Source organism: Pseudomonas sp. A-1, from assembly GCF_004801855.1.
Taxonomy (GTDB): Bacteria; Pseudomonadota; Gammaproteobacteria; order Pseudomonadales; family Pseudomonadaceae; genus Geopseudomonas.
This window is the reverse complement of the sequence record NZ_SSTC01000016.1, coordinates 18,564-32,819: the sequence shown is the minus strand read 5'-3', so window position 1 is coordinate 32,819 and position 14,256 is coordinate 18,564. Positions and strand designations below refer to the sequence as shown.

The 14,256-nt window shown below is 70.5% G+C and carries 12 protein-coding genes and 1 pseudogene; 10 read left to right on the top strand and 3 right to left on the bottom strand.

Annotated features, from left to right (window positions below; translation table 11 throughout):
* Together E5198_RS05375 and E5198_RS05370 are read right to left on the bottom strand one after the other, a co-directional pair.
* Positions 1-894, bottom strand: coding sequence for an ABC transporter substrate-binding protein (locus E5198_RS05375; RefSeq protein ID WP_136488984.1), 894 nt, complete (start codon positions 892-894; stop codon positions 1-3).
* A 21-nt stretch (positions 895-915) separates the two neighbouring features.
* On the bottom strand, positions 916-3,069 hold the full coding sequence (locus tag E5198_RS05370) for a TonB-dependent siderophore receptor (protein WP_136488983.1): 2,154 nt from the start codon (positions 3,067-3,069) through the stop codon (positions 916-918).
* A 135-nt stretch (positions 3,070-3,204) separates the two neighbouring features.
* Here E5198_RS05370 and E5198_RS05365 point away from each other — a divergent pair, with 135 nt between their 5' ends.
* The 7 genes and pseudogenes from E5198_RS05365 to E5198_RS05335 all read left to right on the top strand — a co-directional run bounded on the left by E5198_RS05365 (position 3,205) and on the right by E5198_RS05335 (position 9,735).
* The gene (locus tag E5198_RS05365; protein WP_136488982.1) at positions 3,205-4,227 is read left to right on the top strand and encodes an NAD(P)H-dependent glycerol-3-phosphate dehydrogenase; all 1,023 of its coding nucleotides are present in this window, start codon (positions 3,205-3,207) and stop codon (positions 4,225-4,227) included.
* 13 nt (positions 4,228-4,240) lie between these two features.
* A pseudogene (locus tag E5198_RS21925) lies at positions 4,241-4,549 on the top strand (DUF4389 domain-containing protein); the annotation flags it as partial.
* A gap of 185 nt (positions 4,550-4,734) precedes the next feature.
* Positions 4,735-5,202 carry a phosphohistidine phosphatase SixA gene (gene sixA / locus E5198_RS05355; protein ID WP_136488980.1) on the top strand — a complete coding sequence of 156 codons (468 nt, stop codon included), beginning with the start codon at positions 4,735-4,737 and terminating at the stop codon, positions 5,200-5,202.
* 7 nt (positions 5,203-5,209) lie between these two features.
* Positions 5,210-6,073, top strand: a complete 864-nt coding sequence (locus E5198_RS05350; RefSeq protein WP_136488979.1) for an alpha/beta fold hydrolase — start codon at positions 5,210-5,212, stop codon at positions 6,071-6,073.
* A 51-nt stretch (positions 6,074-6,124) separates the two neighbouring features.
* Entirely contained in the window at positions 6,125-6,982 is an 858-nt protein-coding gene (locus E5198_RS05345; RefSeq protein ID WP_136488978.1) for a DUF4892 domain-containing protein, read from the top strand.
* Positions 6,983-7,054: 72 nt separating this feature from the next.
* Positions 7,055-8,125 carry an AI-2E family transporter gene (locus E5198_RS05340; RefSeq protein WP_136488977.1) on the top strand — a complete coding sequence of 357 codons (1,071 nt, stop codon included), beginning with the start codon at positions 7,055-7,057 and terminating at the stop codon, positions 8,123-8,125.
* 38 nt (positions 8,126-8,163) lie between these two features.
* Positions 8,164-9,735: a YdgA family protein gene (locus E5198_RS05335; protein WP_136488976.1), complete on the top strand. Its 1,572-nt coding sequence runs from the start codon at positions 8,164-8,166 to the stop codon at positions 9,733-9,735.
* Between the two features lie 36 nt (positions 9,736-9,771).
* Here E5198_RS05335 and E5198_RS05330 read toward each other — a convergent pair whose 3' ends face one another.
* Positions 9,772-10,764, bottom strand: coding sequence for a patatin-like phospholipase family protein (locus E5198_RS05330; protein WP_136488975.1), 993 nt, complete (start codon positions 10,762-10,764; stop codon positions 9,772-9,774).
* Positions 10,765-10,906: 142 nt separating this feature from the next.
* On the opposite strand from E5198_RS05330, the gene selD reads away from it, so the two are divergent.
* The 3 genes from selD to E5198_RS05315 all read left to right on the top strand — a co-directional run bounded on the left by selD (position 10,907) and on the right by E5198_RS05315 (position 14,236).
* A complete protein-coding gene (gene selD, locus E5198_RS05325; protein ID WP_136488974.1) occupies positions 10,907-11,941 on the top strand; it encodes a selenide, water dikinase SelD in 1,035 nt (344 codons plus the stop codon).
* Positions 11,941-13,041, top strand: a complete 1,101-nt coding sequence (gene mnmH / locus E5198_RS05320) for a tRNA 2-selenouridine(34) synthase MnmH (RefSeq protein ID WP_136488973.1) — start codon at positions 11,941-11,943, stop codon at positions 13,039-13,041. Before selD ends, mnmH begins: the two co-directional genes overlap by 1 nt.
* 376 nt (positions 13,042-13,417) lie before the next feature.
* Positions 13,418-14,236: a TOBE domain-containing protein gene (locus E5198_RS05315; protein WP_136488972.1), complete on the top strand. Its 819-nt coding sequence runs from the start codon at positions 13,418-13,420 to the stop codon at positions 14,234-14,236.
* The last annotated feature ends 20 nt before the right edge of the window (positions 14,237-14,256 follow it).

Below are 14,256 nucleotides of genomic sequence, written 5' to 3'. Positions count from 1 at the left end.
TCATGGCAGGCTCTCCCATTGCTGCAGGCGCAGCGCCTGGTCGCGGTCGTCGCTGAGTTCCACGCCCAGGGAGCGTGCCACCTGCGGGTTGCTGAGCACCTTGAAGTGCTGCGGGTAGGCCTCGCGCGGCCAGTGCTGCGGCGCCAGCGAGAGCAGCCGGTCGAGCTCGTTGAGCCAGTCCTGCTGGTCGCTGTAGCTGCTGCTCAGGCTGCCGGCGCGGATGAACGCCGCGGTCGGTCCGATCAGCGCCAGTCGGCGCCCGTAGCTGGCCAGCAGCACGCCCTTGATGGTGCCTGGGTTGTACAGCGCGGGGTCGTCGACGCCCAGCAGCACGTCGCTGCCGTCGAGCAGTCGGTTGAGCGGGCGGCTGTCGCGGGTGTCCGGCCAGTACCAGGTGGTGATGGCGAGGCCCTGGGCGGCGGCCAGGCGGCGCAGTTCGTTGACCAGGAAGCGGCTGTCGTCGCCGTACAGCAGGCCGACCCGGCGTGCCTGCGGCAGCAACTGGCGGATCAGGCGCAACTGGCGGGACGGGGCCGGATCGCTCCACAGCAGGGTCAGGTGGGGCGGGCGGCTGTCGCCGAGACGCCGGAAGGCCTGCACACGGCTGATCTGCATCACCAGGGTCGGTGGTCCGCCCGGGGTGCCGAGCCGCCAGTCCAGCGCATCGGCGCCGAGCAGCACCAGGCGGCTGTCGGCGGGCAGGGACTCCGGGCTGGTCAGCGCCGAGGTATGCACGAAGCGCACCCGGTCATCCGGGCGGCGTGTCGCCAGGTCGTCGACGAAGCGCTGCAGGGCCGGGGTATCGTTGCTGGCGGCGACCAGGATATCGGTCGCCTGGGCCAGCGCCGAAGCGGCCAGCAGGCAGAGGAGGGCGAGCGCTTGCAATAATCTCATCCTTGAGTACGGGCGCACGGGTCAGAGCTCGAATCCGGCGGAGAGCCAGAGTACGCGGCGCTCATCATACATATTGTCGGACCAGCCGAGGGGCTCGTCGTCCAGGCGTTGTTGCACGACACCGGCCAGCTCCAGCTGGCTGCTGCCCAGCTGCAGGCGCTTGGCCAGGCGCAGGTCGAGGCGCTCGAAGCGGTATTCGTTGAGCAGGTCGGCGCCGTAATAGAAGACGGAACTCGACCAGCCGCGGCCCCAGTCGTGCAGCCAGCCGGCCGAGCCGCTGTGGCGCGGGGTCAGTCGCTCGTCGTGGCGATGGCTGGCCTCCAGTTCGATGTAGGCCTGGCTCAGGCGCAGGCGGTCGCGCAGCCCCAGGCGCCAGTCCAGCTCGCTCTCGATGCCGCGCAGGCGCAGACGGTGGTCGTTGCTCGGCTCGAACCGCTCGAGGGTCAGGGTCTCGCTGATCAGGCCGCCGATCTCGTCGTGGAACAGCTTCACGTCCAGGTTCAGGCCGAGGTCGGCAAAGTGGCCGTGGTAGCCCAGCTCGCGCGAGCGCATGTGCTCCTGGCCGAGCTCGCCGGTGCCGCGGGCGCTGGCGAAATACAGCGCCTCGCCCATGCCCAGGGCGGCCGGACGCAGGTCCCGGACCCGGTAATGCCAGTCGGCGTAGTTCTCGAACATGTCCGGCGAGCGCACCGCCTCGGAGTAGACGGCGCGCAGGCTGTGCGCCGGGGTGATCAGGTAGTTGAGCGCCAGGCGCGGCGACAGCGAGTCGCCGGCGCTGCTGTCGTGCTCGTAGAGGGCGCCGCCCTGCAGCAGCCAGTGGCGGTCGAGCTGCCACTCGAACTGGCCGAAGCCGCGGGCGATGTCCTTGCTGCGCCGGCCGCCCAGGTAGGTCTCGCCGTCGGCGCTGTCATGACGATAGCTCAGGCCGCTGACCAGGCGCAGGCTGTCGGACAGGCTGAGGGTATCCTGCAGCTCGAGGTCGAAGCGGTTTTCCCGGGTGTCCTCGTTGATCAGGCCGCAGCTGTGGGCCACGTTGCCGGTGGCGGGATCGAAGGTGCTCGCCACCTGGCCGATGAACTGGCTGGCCAGGGTCGTCTGCTCGGGTGTGCCGGGCGGCGGGGTGAAGTCGTTGCGCGCCAGGTTTCGGAACAGCGCCTTGACATAGGCCGGCGAGGAGGCCCACAGCTGGTGCAGTTGCGGGCTGAACCCGACCTGGGCCTCGCAGGCGCGCCACTCGCGCAGGCGCTCCCAGTGCTGCAGCGAGCTCTGCACCTGCAGGCGGTGGTCGGCGTTCAGGTCGAGGTTCCAGCGCAGGCTGGCGGCATAGTCGCGGGCGCGCACGTCGGCCGCCTCGTCGGCCTCGCCCGGCTGGGCGGCGATCGGGAACACCGACTCGTAGCTGTTCGGCGCCTGGTTGGTGCCCTCCTTGAGCGCCAGTTGCCAGTCCAGCGACTGGCGCGGATCGAGATCCTGCTGCACGCGCAGGTTGAGGCGATTGAGGCGGCGATCGTCACGCGCCGGGCTGCCGTCGCGCTCGTGGTCGAAGCCCTCGTCGTGCCAGCCGGACAGCGACAGGCGCAGGTTGCCGCCGTCCCAGCCGTTGCCCTGGCTGGCATACCAGTCGGCGATGCCGCGCTCGCCGCGGGTGATCTTCAGGCGGGTGCCGTGGGTGTCGCGCGGTGCGCGGGTGAAGATGCTGACCACCGCCATCAGCGCGTTGGCGCCATAGCTGACCGTGTTGGGGCCGCGGAACACCTCGATGCGCTCGATGTCCTCGATGGCCACCGGGATGTCGCTCCAGTCGACCCGGGCCAGGCCCGAGTGGTACACCGAGCGGCCATCCACCAGCACCTGCAGGCGGCGAGCCTGGGCGGCGTTGCTGCCGTGGTAGTTGACCGTGGTCAGGTTGCCGTCAGGCACCACCAGCATGCCCGGCACCAGGCGCAGCAGTTCCGGCAGCTCGCGGGCGCCGCTGGCGCGGATCAGCTCGCGGTCGAGCACGGTGACGCTGCCGGGGACCTCGGCGGGCGACTGCTGCAGGCGCGTGGCGGTGAGCACCTCCGGCAGGTCCGCCGCGCCGACGAACAGATCCTCGGCCGCCGCCGCGCCGGCGAGCAGGCCGAGAGATAGCGCCAGCGTTGTGCGCAGGGGGGCGGACACGTACGGTGTCTCCATTCGGACTCGAGCGGCGCGCATGTTACCCGAGGGCGCGCGTTCTGCCAGCACGACCTCGTCACGGTGTGCTGGTCGACCGGCGGTCGCCCCGTATAATGCAGCGATTGCCGAGTGGCGACCCGATATGGATGGAACATGACTGAGCAGCAACCGATTGCCGTGCTCGGCGGCGGCAGCTTCGGCACCGCCCTGGCCAACCTGCTGGCGGAGAACGGCCAGCGCGTGCGCCTGTGGATGCGCGACGAGGCCCAGGCCGAGGCGATCCGCAGCACCGGCGAGAATCCGCGCTACCTCAAGGGCATCAAGGTGCACGCCGTGGTCGAGCCGGTCAGCGACCTGGCCGCCACCCTGCAGGCCTGCGAGCTGGTGTTCGTCGTGCTGCCGTCCTCGGCCCTGCGCGCCGCGCTGCAGCCGGTGGCCGGCCTGCTCGCCGGCAAGCTGCTGGTCAGCACCACCAAGGGCATCGAGGCGGATACCTTCAAGCTGATGAGCCAGATCCTCGAGGAGATCGCCCCGCAGGCGCGCATCGGCGTGCTGTCCGGGCCGAACCTGGCGCGCGAGATCGCCGAGCATGCGCTCACTGCCACGGTGATCGCCAGCGAGGACGAGGAGCTGTGCCGGCGCGTGCAGCAGGTGCTGCACGGCCGTACCTTCCGCGTGTATGCCAGCCGCGACCGCTTCGGCGTCGAGCTGGGCGGGGCGCTGAAGAACGTCTACGCCATCATGTCCGGCATGGCCGCCGCGCTGGGCATGGGCGAGAACACCAAGAGCATGCTGATCACCCGCGCGCTGGCGGAGATGACCCGCTTCGCCGTGCGCATGGGCGCCAACCCGATGACCTTCCTCGGTCTGGCCGGGGTGGGCGACCTGATCGTCACCTGCTCCTCGCCGAAGAGCCGCAACTACCAGGTCGGCTTCGCGCTGGGGCAGGGGCTGAGCCTCGAGGAGGCGGTGTCGCGTCTGGGCGAGGTGGCCGAGGGGGTCAACACCATCCGCGTGCTCAAGGCCCGCGCCGACCAGCTCGGCGTCTACATGCCGTTGGTCGCCGGCCTGCATGCCATACTTTTCGAGGGCCGCACTTTGCAGCAGGTGATCGGCCTGCTGATGTCCGGCGAGCCGAAGACCGATGTCGATTTCATTTCCGCCAGTGATTTCTGAGGGAGCGCGTTGCATGTCCGATGACAAACAGAGTCGTGAAGGCCTGATCCTGCGGGTGCTGTGGATGGTGCTGTTCGCCATCGTCTGGCAGCTCGCCGAGCTGGTGCTGGTGGCCGTGGTCCTGCTGCAGCTGGTCCTGCGCCTGATCAACGGCGCGCCCAGCCGCGCGCTGATGGATTTCGGCGATGGCCTCAGCCAGTACCTGGCGCAGATCGGTCGTTTCGGCTGCTTCCACAGCGACGAGAAGCCCTGGCCGTTCGCCGACTGGCCGGCGCCCCGCGAGGCGCAGGGCGAGGGCGCCCGGCCGCTGACCCCGGCTCCTGTCGTGGCGCCGGCGGCTGCCGCATCCGCAGCCGTTGCCCCGGTTGCGGCCAGTACGCCGGCCGAGGCGCCGGTTGCCGAGTCCGCTGCCGAGGCCACCGAAACGCCGTCCGGGACGGACCAGGCCGCTCCGGCTCCCGAGGCCGGCAAGGCGGACGGCCCGGATGCGCCGGCGGAGCCCCGGGCATGAGGCTGTGGCTGCTGCGCCACGGCCAGGCCGGCCCCTACGTGCGCACCGGCGACCACCTGCGCGAGCTGACCGAGCGCGGCCGCACCGAGGCCCTGCATGCCGCCGGCCACCTGCTCGGCGAGCCGCTGGATGCCATCCTGGTCAGCCCCTACGTGCGCGCCCAGCAGACCGCCGAGCTGGTGCACGAGGCCCTCGGCCGCGAGCCGGCGCTGCATACCGTCGACGGCATCACCCCCGACGACGACCCGCGCGCCGCCCTGGCCATGCTCGCCGGACGCCGCGAGCAGAACCTGCTGGTGGTCACCCACATGCCGCTGGTCGGTGCCCTGGCCGGTCTGCTGGTGCACGGCCACCTGCAGCAGCCGGTGACCTTCAATACCGCCAGCCTGGCCCTGCTCGAGGGCGACATGGCCCTGGCCGGGCTGATGGACCTGCGCGCCCTGTACCATCCGCCGGAGCGCTGAGACGACCATGACCGTCGCCGTCGAGGAAATCCGCCTCAACCTGCCGCACATCGAACTGGCCGCCCATCTCTATGGTCCCGAGGACGGCCAGCCGGTGCTGGCACTGCACGGCTGGCTGGACAACGCCATGAGCTTCGCCCGCCTGGCGCCGCGTCTGCCCGGCCTGCGCATCGTCGCCCTCGACCTGGCCGGCCATGGCCACTCCGGGCACCGCGCTGCCGGCGCCAGCTACCAGCTGTGGGACTACGCGCTGGACGTGCTGGCGGTGGCCGACCAGCTCGGCTGGCAGCGCTTCGCCCTGCTCGGCCACTCGCTGGGCGCCATCGTCGCCACCCTGCTGGCCGGCGCCGTACCCGAGCGCATCGAGCGGCTGGCACTGATCGACGGCATGTTCCCGCTGACCCACGAGCCGGAGCAGGCGCCGCACAAGCTCGGCGAGGCGCTCCGGGCCCAGCTGGCGCTGCGCGACAAGCGCCGCCCGGTGTACGCCAGCGTCGAGCGGGCGGTGGAGGCGCGCCTGCGCGGCGGCTCCCCGCTCAGCCACGAGGCCGCCGAACTGCTCGCCAGCCGCGGCCTGACGGCGGTGGCCGGCGGCTATACCTGGCGCACCGATCCGCGGCTGACCCTGCCTTCGCCGCTGCGCCTGACCCGTGCCCACGCCGAGGCCTTCGTGCGCGCCGTGCGCTGTCCGGTCGACCTGGTGCTGGCCGAACAGGGCCTGCCGGTACAGCGCGGCGAATGGCTGGCGCTGCTCGACAGCCTGCCGGTGCGCGTGCACCGCGTGCCGGGCGGTCATCACCTGCACCTGGACGACGAGGCCGGCGCGCAGGCGGTTGCAGACTGTTTCAAAGCCCTGTCCGCCGCGCCTTGACTTGTGCCGGCCAACTGTCGAGGCTGAGCGGCATCGCAAGGGAGAAACTGCATGACCGAGCTGTACACCGCTGCGCCGGCCGGCGCGGGCGGGTCGCCGAGGGGCGCCTGGCGCCGCCTGCCGCTGATCGCCAGTCTGGCCATCCTGCCGGCCTGGGCCGAGGTGCCGGGCAGCCAGGACCTGGAGATCCTGCCGCGTTTCCCGCGCGCGGAGATCGTCGACTACCGGGTGCAGGACAACGTCGAGCGCATCTATCCGCAGAGCGCCCTGCGCCGCATCAGCGGCCGCCTGCGCGTGGATGCCGAGATCGATGTGGTCGGCCGCCTCAGCGCGCTGACCTACGAACTGCCGCAGGGCCACGGCAGCGCCGACGCCTTCGCCCAGGCGCGCACCGCCCTGCTGGCCCTGGACGCGCGTCCGCTGCACTGGTGCGAGGGGCGCGAGTGCGGCGCTAGCAGCCTGTGGGCCAACAACGTGTTCGGCAACGCGCGCCTGTACGGCCCGGACGAGCAGCAGGCCTATCTGCTGCTGCAGCTCGCCGCGCCGCGCCAGGACAGCCTGCTGGCGCTGTACGCCATCACCCGCGGCACCCGCCGCGGCTACCTGCACGTCGAGCTGCTGGAGGCCAATGCGCCGCAGGGCGAGCATCTGCCCAACGCCGAGACCCTGCTGCGCCAGCTCAAGGATGCCGGCGTGCTCGAGCTGGCGCAGCTGCCCGCCGAGCCGGCCGATCCCTGGCTGGCGCTGCTGACGCGCGCCCTGCGCCTGGATACCGGCGTGCGCCTGCTGCTCGGCGGCCAGGCCGCCCCGGCCTGGCGCGAGGCGCTGATCGAGCGCGGCACCCGCGCTGCCCGGCTGGAAAGCGAGCCGGGCGAGGCGCCGGGTCTGCGCCTGGAGTGGCTGCGTTGAGCCGGGAGCCGTGCCGATCGCACGCCACTTCTTCGCCGGCACCGGCCGGCGCTGCGCAGCAAGGGAAGGCCAATGATCGAGCATGACCGCTTGCTGGTGCAGATCCTCATGCTGGGCCTGCTGGCCGCCTGTCTGTGGGTGCTGGCACCGTTCTGGTCGGCGCTGTTCTGGGCCGCGGTGCTGGCCTTCGCCAGCTGGCCGCTGATGCGCGGCCTGACCCGCCTGCTGCGCGGGCGCACCTCGGCAGCCGCCGGCGTGCTGACCCTCGGCTGGATGCTGCTGGTGGCGGTGCCGCTGGTCTGGCTCGGCTTCAACCTGGCCGACCACGTCCGCAGCGTCGTGGCCCTGCTCAAGGATCTGCAGGTCGAAGGCCTGCCCGAGCCGCCTGCCTGGCTGGCCGGAGTGCCGCTGTTCGGCGCGCAGCTGGTGGGCCTGTGGAACAAGCTCGACGTGCAGGGCGCGGCGCTGCTCGCCGCGCTCAAGCCGTATCTGGGCGAGGTCGGCAACTGGCTGCTGGCGCGCAGCGCGCAGATCGGCGGCGGCGTGCTGGAGCTGGCGCTGAGCCTGGTGCTGGTCTTCTTCTTCTACCGCGACGGGCCGCAGCTGGCCGACTATGCGCGCAGCCTGCTGGAGCGCCTGATGAGCGGGCGCGCCGATCACTACCTGGAACTGGTCGCCGGCACCGTGCAGCGGGTGGTCAACGGCGTGATCGGCACCGCCGCGGCGCAGGCGGTGCTGGCGCTGATCGGCTTCCTGATCGCCGGGGTGCCGGGCGCCCTGGTGCTGGGCATCCTCACCTTCGCCCTCAGCCTGATCCCCATGGGCCCGCCGCTGGTGTGGATTCCGGCCAGCGCCTGGCTGATCTGGCAGGAGCAGTACGGGATGGGCTTGTTCCTCGCCATCTGGGGCCTGGTGGTGATCAGCGGCGTGGACAACGTGCTCAAGCCCTACCTGATCAGCCGCGGCGGCAACCTGCCGCTGGTGGTGGTGCTGCTCGGCGTGTTCGGCGGCATCCTCGCCTTCGGCTTCATGGGCCTGTTCCTCGGTCCGACCCTGCTGGCGGTGGCCTACAGCCTGATCGGCGACTGGATCGCCAACCAGCCCCACAAGCGCCATGCACCGCGTCCCGGAGACTCCGGCTGAGCCGGCGCCATTCTCCTTCACTCAATGGAAGAGTCGACATGCACAAGACAGGAATCGCCCTGGGTCTGATCCTCGCCGCGGGCGCCGCGGTCACGCTGCCGCCCTGGTATAGCGGCACGCAGCTGGAGGGCACGCTGCAGGCCGCGCTCGAGCGCGGCAACCAGCAGCTGCGCGAGGCGCTGCCCGGGCAGGGCACCAGCCTCGAACTGGTGGCCCTCGAGCGCGGGATCTTCTCCAGTACCGCTCGCTACCGGATCGCCTTCGGCGAGGCCGAGGGCGCCGATGGCGACCCCGCCGAGCTGCTGTTCAGCGACCGGATCGAGCACGGCCCGCTGCCGCTGTCGCGGCTGGCGTCCTTCGAGCTCGCGCCGGTCCTGGCGGTCAGTCGCTTCAGCCTCGAGCGCAGCGCGGCGGTCACGCCCTGGTTCGCCGGCGCGGGCGGGGCGGTGCCGCTGAGCGGCTACCTGGTGCTGGGCTATGACGACAGCGTGACGGGGCAGGTCAGCCTGCACCCCCTGGAGCTGGCTTCCGACCAGGGCCGGTTGCGCTTCTCCGGCATCGACCTGGCCCTGACGCTGGGCGCGCAGGCGCAAACCGTGCAACTGTCCGGCGGCATGGACAGCCTGACCTTCGATTTCCCCCGCGACGGGGAGGTGGCGCAGGTCCGCCTCTCCGGCCTGAGCCTGAACAGCGAGCACCGCCTCGGCGCTTCCGGCTTCTATGTCGGCGGCAGCCGCCTGGCCCTGGCCCGCGTCGAGCTGCTCGACGCGGACCGCCCGGGGCTGCTGGTGGAGAACTTCGTGCAGACCGACCGGATCGAGGAGCAGGGCAGCCGCCTGAGCGCCGCGCTCGACTACGAGGTCGGCAGCCTCGGCTACGGTGGCAAGCCGCTGGGTTCGGCCAGCCTCGGGCTGACCCTGGGCAATCTCGACGTGGCCGCCCTGCAGCGGCTGGAGAGCTGGTACAAGGAGCTGCTCGCGCGCATGAATGAGCCGCAGGCGCAGCCCGTCGCATTGACCGACAGCGACGAAAGGCGCCTGCGCGATGGTCTGGAGGCGCTGCTCGCCGGCAAGCCGAGCGTGTCGCTCGATCGGCTGGCGCTGAGGACCGCCAGCGGCGAGAGCCGCTTCGACCTGCGGGTCGAGCTGGACAGGCCGCAGTCCTACGAGTTGCCGCCCGCGGAGCTGGCCCGGCAACTGATCGGCAGGCTGGAAGCGCACCTGGTGCTGGGCAAGCCGACGATCCGCGACCTGATGAACTTCCAGGCGTCCCTCGACCCGGACGCCGATCAGGGCGCGGCGGCCCTGCAGGCCGAGGAGGTGGCCGAGCTGGCCGCGATGATCGCCACCAGCATGCAGGTCGGCCGGGTGGAGGGGGAGGACATCGTCAGCCGCCTGAGCTATGCCGGCGGACAGGTCGACTTCAACGGCCAGGCCATGCCAGCCGAGGAGTTCGTCGCCATGGTCGCCGGCATGGCGCCAGGATCGCCCCTGGAGCTGATGCCGGGAGTCGTCGACGGGGAAGGCGAACTGGCCGGTCTGGAGGAAGAAGCGGACGAGGGCTACGACCTGGAGTCCGTGTCGGAAGGCGGTGCGCCCGGCGGCGAGTGAGCGGCCGGGCTGATGGTGGCAGCGGGCGCGGCTGCCTCAGTCGTGGTGCTGCTCGTACTTGTCCAGCGCGTCGCCGGCGATCTGCCGGCCGAGGGCGATCAGCTCCGGCGCCTTGTAGAACTCGAAGAAGCGGCACACCCGCTTGGGCACGTTGACCAGGATGTCCGGCGGATAGCCGGCGATCTTGTACTGGGCCAGCGAGTTCTGCATCACGTCGATGCTCTGGTTGATCATCTCCAGCAGGCTGTCCGGCGCCTCGTTCTCCACCACGTGCAGGTGAGTGGCCTTGGCCGCGGCGACGCCGTGGGTGGAGCCGCCCGCCAACTGCGCCTCGTGCCCCTCGAGCAGCACCGGCAGTTCCGGCCCGCCGCGCCGGCGGAACGGCAGGCGCGCGCCGAGGGCGCCGATCGACGTCATCATCTGGTCGAGACGGTTCTTCATCGCCTGCGGCCGCTCGATCACCGGCAGCTCGTACTGCAGCTGGTTGCTGGCGTTGACGTTGACCGCGACTATCAGGTCGCAGCGACTGGACACCACCGGCACGATCGGGATCGGGTTGAGCAGGCCGCCGTCGACCAGCACCCGCGAGCCCTGCACCACCGGGGTGAACAGGCTGGGAATCGCCGCCGAGGCGCGCATCGCCTGGTGCAGGCAGCCTTCCTGGAACCACACTTCCTGCTGGTTGGTCAGGTCGGTGGCCACCGCGGTGTAGGGGATCGGCAGGTCCTCGATGTTGATCTCGCCGAGAAAGGCGCGGATGCGCCCGAATACCCGCTCGCCGCGGATCGCGCCCATCGAGAAGCTGACGTCGAGCAGGCGCAGCAGGTCCAGGTAGTCGAGGGTTTCCACCCAGCGGCGGTACACCGGCAGCTTGCCGGCGGCGTAGATGCCGCCGATCACCGCCCCCATCGAACTGCCGGCGATGCAGGCGATCTTGTAGCCGCGCGCCTCCAGCTCCTCGATCACCCCGATGTGCGCGTAGCCGCGCGCGCCGCCGGAGCCGAGCACCAGTGCGACAGTCTTGCCCATGATCCTATCCCCCTGTCCTTGCAGGCCGGGCAGCAGCATCTGCCCATACCCATGATTCCAGTATGGCCCCGAACGCCCCCGCAGGTCTTGCCCCGTGGCGTTTGCTAGAATCGCCGCCATCGCGAATTCCCCGGAGTGACTCATGAGCGAACCGATCCGCCTCACCCAGTACAGCCACGGCGCCGGCTGTGGCTGCAAGATTTCCCCCAAGGTGCTGGAAGTGATCCTCGCCGGCAGCGGCGCGCAGAACCTCGACCCGAAACTGTGGGTCGGCAACGCCTCGCGCGACGACGCCGCGGTGTACGCCATCGACGAGGAGCGCGGTGTGGTGTCCACCACCGACTTCTTCATGCCGATCGTCGACGATCCGTTCGACTTCGGTCGCATCGCCGCCACCAACGCGATCAGCGACATCTACGCCATGGGCGGCGACCCGCTGATGGCCATCGCCATCCTCGGCTGGCCGGTCAACGTGCTGGCGCCGGAAGTGGCCCGCGAGGTGATCCGCGGCGGTCGCGCGGTGTGCGACGAGGCGGGCATCCCGCTGGCCGGCGGCCACTCCATCGACGCCCCCGAGCCGATCTTCGGCCTGGCGGTGACCGGCATCGTCGACAAGCGCTTCATGAAGCGCAACGACACCGCCACCGCGGGCTGCCGGCTGTACCTGTCCAAGCCGCTGGGCATCGGCATCCTCACCACCGCCGAGAAGAAGGGCAAGCTGCGCGCCGAGGACGTGGGCCTCGCCCGCGACTGGATGTGCACCCTGAACAGGCCGGGCGCGCGCTTCGGCAAGCTGGAGCAGGTGAAGGCGATGACCGACGTCACCGGCTTCGGCCTGCTCGGCCACCTGGTGGAGATGGCCGACGGCAGCGGCCTGACCGCTCGCATCGACTACGCCGCGGTGCCGCGCATCGCCGGTGTCGAGCACTACCTCGATGAGGGCTGCGTGCCCGGCGGCACCCTGCGCAACTTCGACAGCTACGGCGAGCGCATCGCCCCGCTGCCGGAAGCGCAGAAGCTGCTGCTGTGCGACCCGCAGACCAGCGGCGGTCTGCTGATCGCCGTGGCGCCGGAAGGCGAGGCCGAGTTCCTCGCCGTCGCCGCCGAGCTGGGCCTCGCGCTGGCGCCGATCGGCGAGCTGGTCGCCCGACAGAGCCACGCGGTAGAGGTGCTCTGATGCGTCCCAACAGTGCCCATTACCGCGACATCTTCCTCAACGACCTGCCGCTGATGGACGTGCGCGCCCCGGTGGAATACACCAAGGGCGCCTTTCCCCACACGGTCAACCTGCCGCTGATGAACGACGTCGAGCGGCAGAAGGTCGGCACCTGCTACAAGCAGCACGGCCAGGCGGCCGCCATCGAGCTGGGCCACCAACTGGTGCGCGGCCCGCTCAAGGCCGAGCGCATCGAGGCCTGGGCCGCCTTCGCCCGCGCCAACCCCGACGGCTACCTGTACTGCTTCCGTGGCGGCCTGCGCTCGCAGATCACCCAGCAGTGGCTCAAGGAAGAGGCTGGCATCGACTACCCGCGGGTGATCGGCGGCTACAAGGCGCTGCGCAACTTCCTGATCGACACCACCGAGGCTGCGGTCGCCGAGTGCGACTTCGTCATCGTCGGCGGCATGACCGGCACCGGCAAGACCGAAGTGCTCGCCCAGCTCGGCAACGCCGTCGACCTGGAGCAGCACGCCAACCACCGCGGCTCCAGCTTCGGCAAGCACGCCACCGGGCAGCCGGGGCAGATCGACTTCGAGAACCTGCTGGCCATCGACCTGCTGAAGAAGCGTGCGGCCGGCATGCATTCCTTCGTCCTTGAGGACGAGAGCCGGCTGATCGGCAGCTGCTCGCTGCCGCTGCCGCTGCACCAGGGCATGCAGGAGTACCCGCTGGTGTGGCTGGAGGACAGCCTGGAAGGGCGCGTCGAGCGCATCCTCGGCGACTACGTGATCGACCTGTCCGCCGAGTTCGTCGCCCTGCACGGCGAGGAACAGGGCATGCTCGCCTTCGCCGAGCGCCTGCAGCAGAGTCTGAAGAACATCGTCAGGCGCCTGGGCGGCGAGCGCTACCAGCGCCTGGCGGCGATCATGGACGAGGCGCTGGCCGAGCAGCAGCGCAGCGGTAAGGTCGACCTGCACCGCGGCTGGATCGAGGGGCTGCTCGGCGAGTACTACGACCCGATGTACGCCTACCAGCGCGAGAGCAAGGCCGCGCGCATCGAGTTCAGCGGCGACCAGCAGGCGGTGGTCGACTACCTGCGCCAGCGCGCCCGGCGCTGAGCTTCCCGCCGTGCAACGGGAAGGGGGCGCAGCTGGCCGGCTACGCCCCTTTCGCGTTCCTGGGGATCGCTCAGGCCGGCACGCCGAGGATCGCGCTGGATGCCTCGATCACCGCGCCTGGCTGCACGGAGGCGACGCTTCCCTCGAAGACGTTGCCTGCGCCGATTTCCATGACGCACTCCTGCCGCGAGTCATGTAGGGTCTGCAACATTCGCTATGTCGCTTGTGACATAGCGAATATCGGTAAGCCGGTGGCAGGCCCATGGGCAACAGCGTAAGGGCGCGGCTTTTGGCCGTTCAACCATAGGAAAGACGGTTTGGCATGCAGGTTGCCTTGTATGAATCCGTGAATACAGATAACCAGGTAGCAACCGCCATGACCACGACCGCCACCCGTTTCCTGGCGCGCATGTCGCTGGATACCGACGTCGGTACCGCGCTGTCCGATACCCGCATCCGCCTGCTCGAGGCCATCGAGCGCGAGGGCTCGATCAACCGCGCGGCCAAGGCCGTGCCGCTGTCCTACAAGGCGGCCTGGGACGCCATCGACACCCTCAACAACCTGGCCCCGGAGCCGGTGGTGGTGCGCGTGGCCGGCGGGCGTCAGGGCGGCGGCACGCAGCTCACCGAGTACGGACGGCGCATCGTGGCCATGTACCGTGCCCTGGAGATCGAGTACCAGGGCGCCCTCGATCGCCTGTCGGCGCGCCTCGGTGATGTCGGCGGCGGCGACATCCGGTCCTTCCAGCGCCTGATGCACTCGATGAGCATGAAGACCAGCGCGCGCAACCAGTTCGCCGGCACCGTCAGCGGCCTGCGCGTCGGCGGGGTGGACTACGAGGTGCGCATCCGCCTGGACGCGCAGACCGAGATCGCCGCCATCATCATCCCGGCCAGCGCCGACAATCTCGGCCTGGCCATCGGCAAGGAGGTGTTCGCCCTGGTCAAGTCTTCCTCGGTGATGCTGGCCACCGAGCGCGGCATCCGGCTCACCGCGCGCAACCAGCTGTGGGGCGAAGTCGCCGCCGTCCACCAGGGGCCGGTGAACAGCGAGGTGACCCTGGCCCTGCCGTCCGGGCGCAGCGTAACCTGCGTGGTCACCGCCGAGAGCTGCGCGGCGCTGGGCATCGCCCCCGGGGTGGAGGCCTGCGCCTTCTTCCAGTCCTCCAGCGTGATCCTCGCCGCCTGGGACTGATCTTTCGACAAGGAGTCCAA

Excerpts from the sequence above, each read along its gene's own strand:
- E5198_RS05375 (WP_136488984.1), bottom strand. The coding sequence starts at position 894 with ATGAGATTATTGCAAGCGCTCGCCCTCCTCTGCCTGCTGGCCGCTTCG.
- E5198_RS05340 (WP_136488977.1), top strand. The coding sequence starts at position 7,055 with ATGATCGAGCATGACCGCTTGCTGGTGCAGATCCTCATGCTGGGCCTG.
- mnmH (WP_136488973.1), top strand. The coding sequence starts at position 11,941 with ATGCGTCCCAACAGTGCCCATTACCGCGACATCTTCCTCAACGACCTG.
- E5198_RS05370 (WP_136488983.1), bottom strand. The coding sequence starts at position 3,069 with ATGGAGACACCGTACGTGTCCGCCCCCCTGCGCACAACGCTGGCGCTA.
- E5198_RS05335 (WP_136488976.1), top strand. The coding sequence starts at position 8,164 with ATGCACAAGACAGGAATCGCCCTGGGTCTGATCCTCGCCGCGGGCGCC.
- E5198_RS05345 (WP_136488978.1), top strand. The coding sequence starts at position 6,125 with ATGACCGAGCTGTACACCGCTGCGCCGGCCGGCGCGGGCGGGTCGCCG.
- E5198_RS05315 (WP_136488972.1), top strand. The coding sequence starts at position 13,418 with ATGACCACGACCGCCACCCGTTTCCTGGCGCGCATGTCGCTGGATACC.
- E5198_RS05350 (WP_136488979.1), top strand. The coding sequence starts at position 5,210 with ATGACCGTCGCCGTCGAGGAAATCCGCCTCAACCTGCCGCACATCGAA.
- E5198_RS05365 (WP_136488982.1), top strand. The coding sequence starts at position 3,205 with ATGACTGAGCAGCAACCGATTGCCGTGCTCGGCGGCGGCAGCTTCGGC.
- E5198_RS05330 (WP_136488975.1), bottom strand. The coding sequence starts at position 10,764 with ATGGGCAAGACTGTCGCACTGGTGCTCGGCTCCGGCGGCGCGCGCGGC.
- sixA (WP_136488980.1), top strand. The coding sequence starts at position 4,735 with ATGAGGCTGTGGCTGCTGCGCCACGGCCAGGCCGGCCCCTACGTGCGC.
- selD (WP_136488974.1), top strand. The coding sequence starts at position 10,907 with ATGAGCGAACCGATCCGCCTCACCCAGTACAGCCACGGCGCCGGCTGT.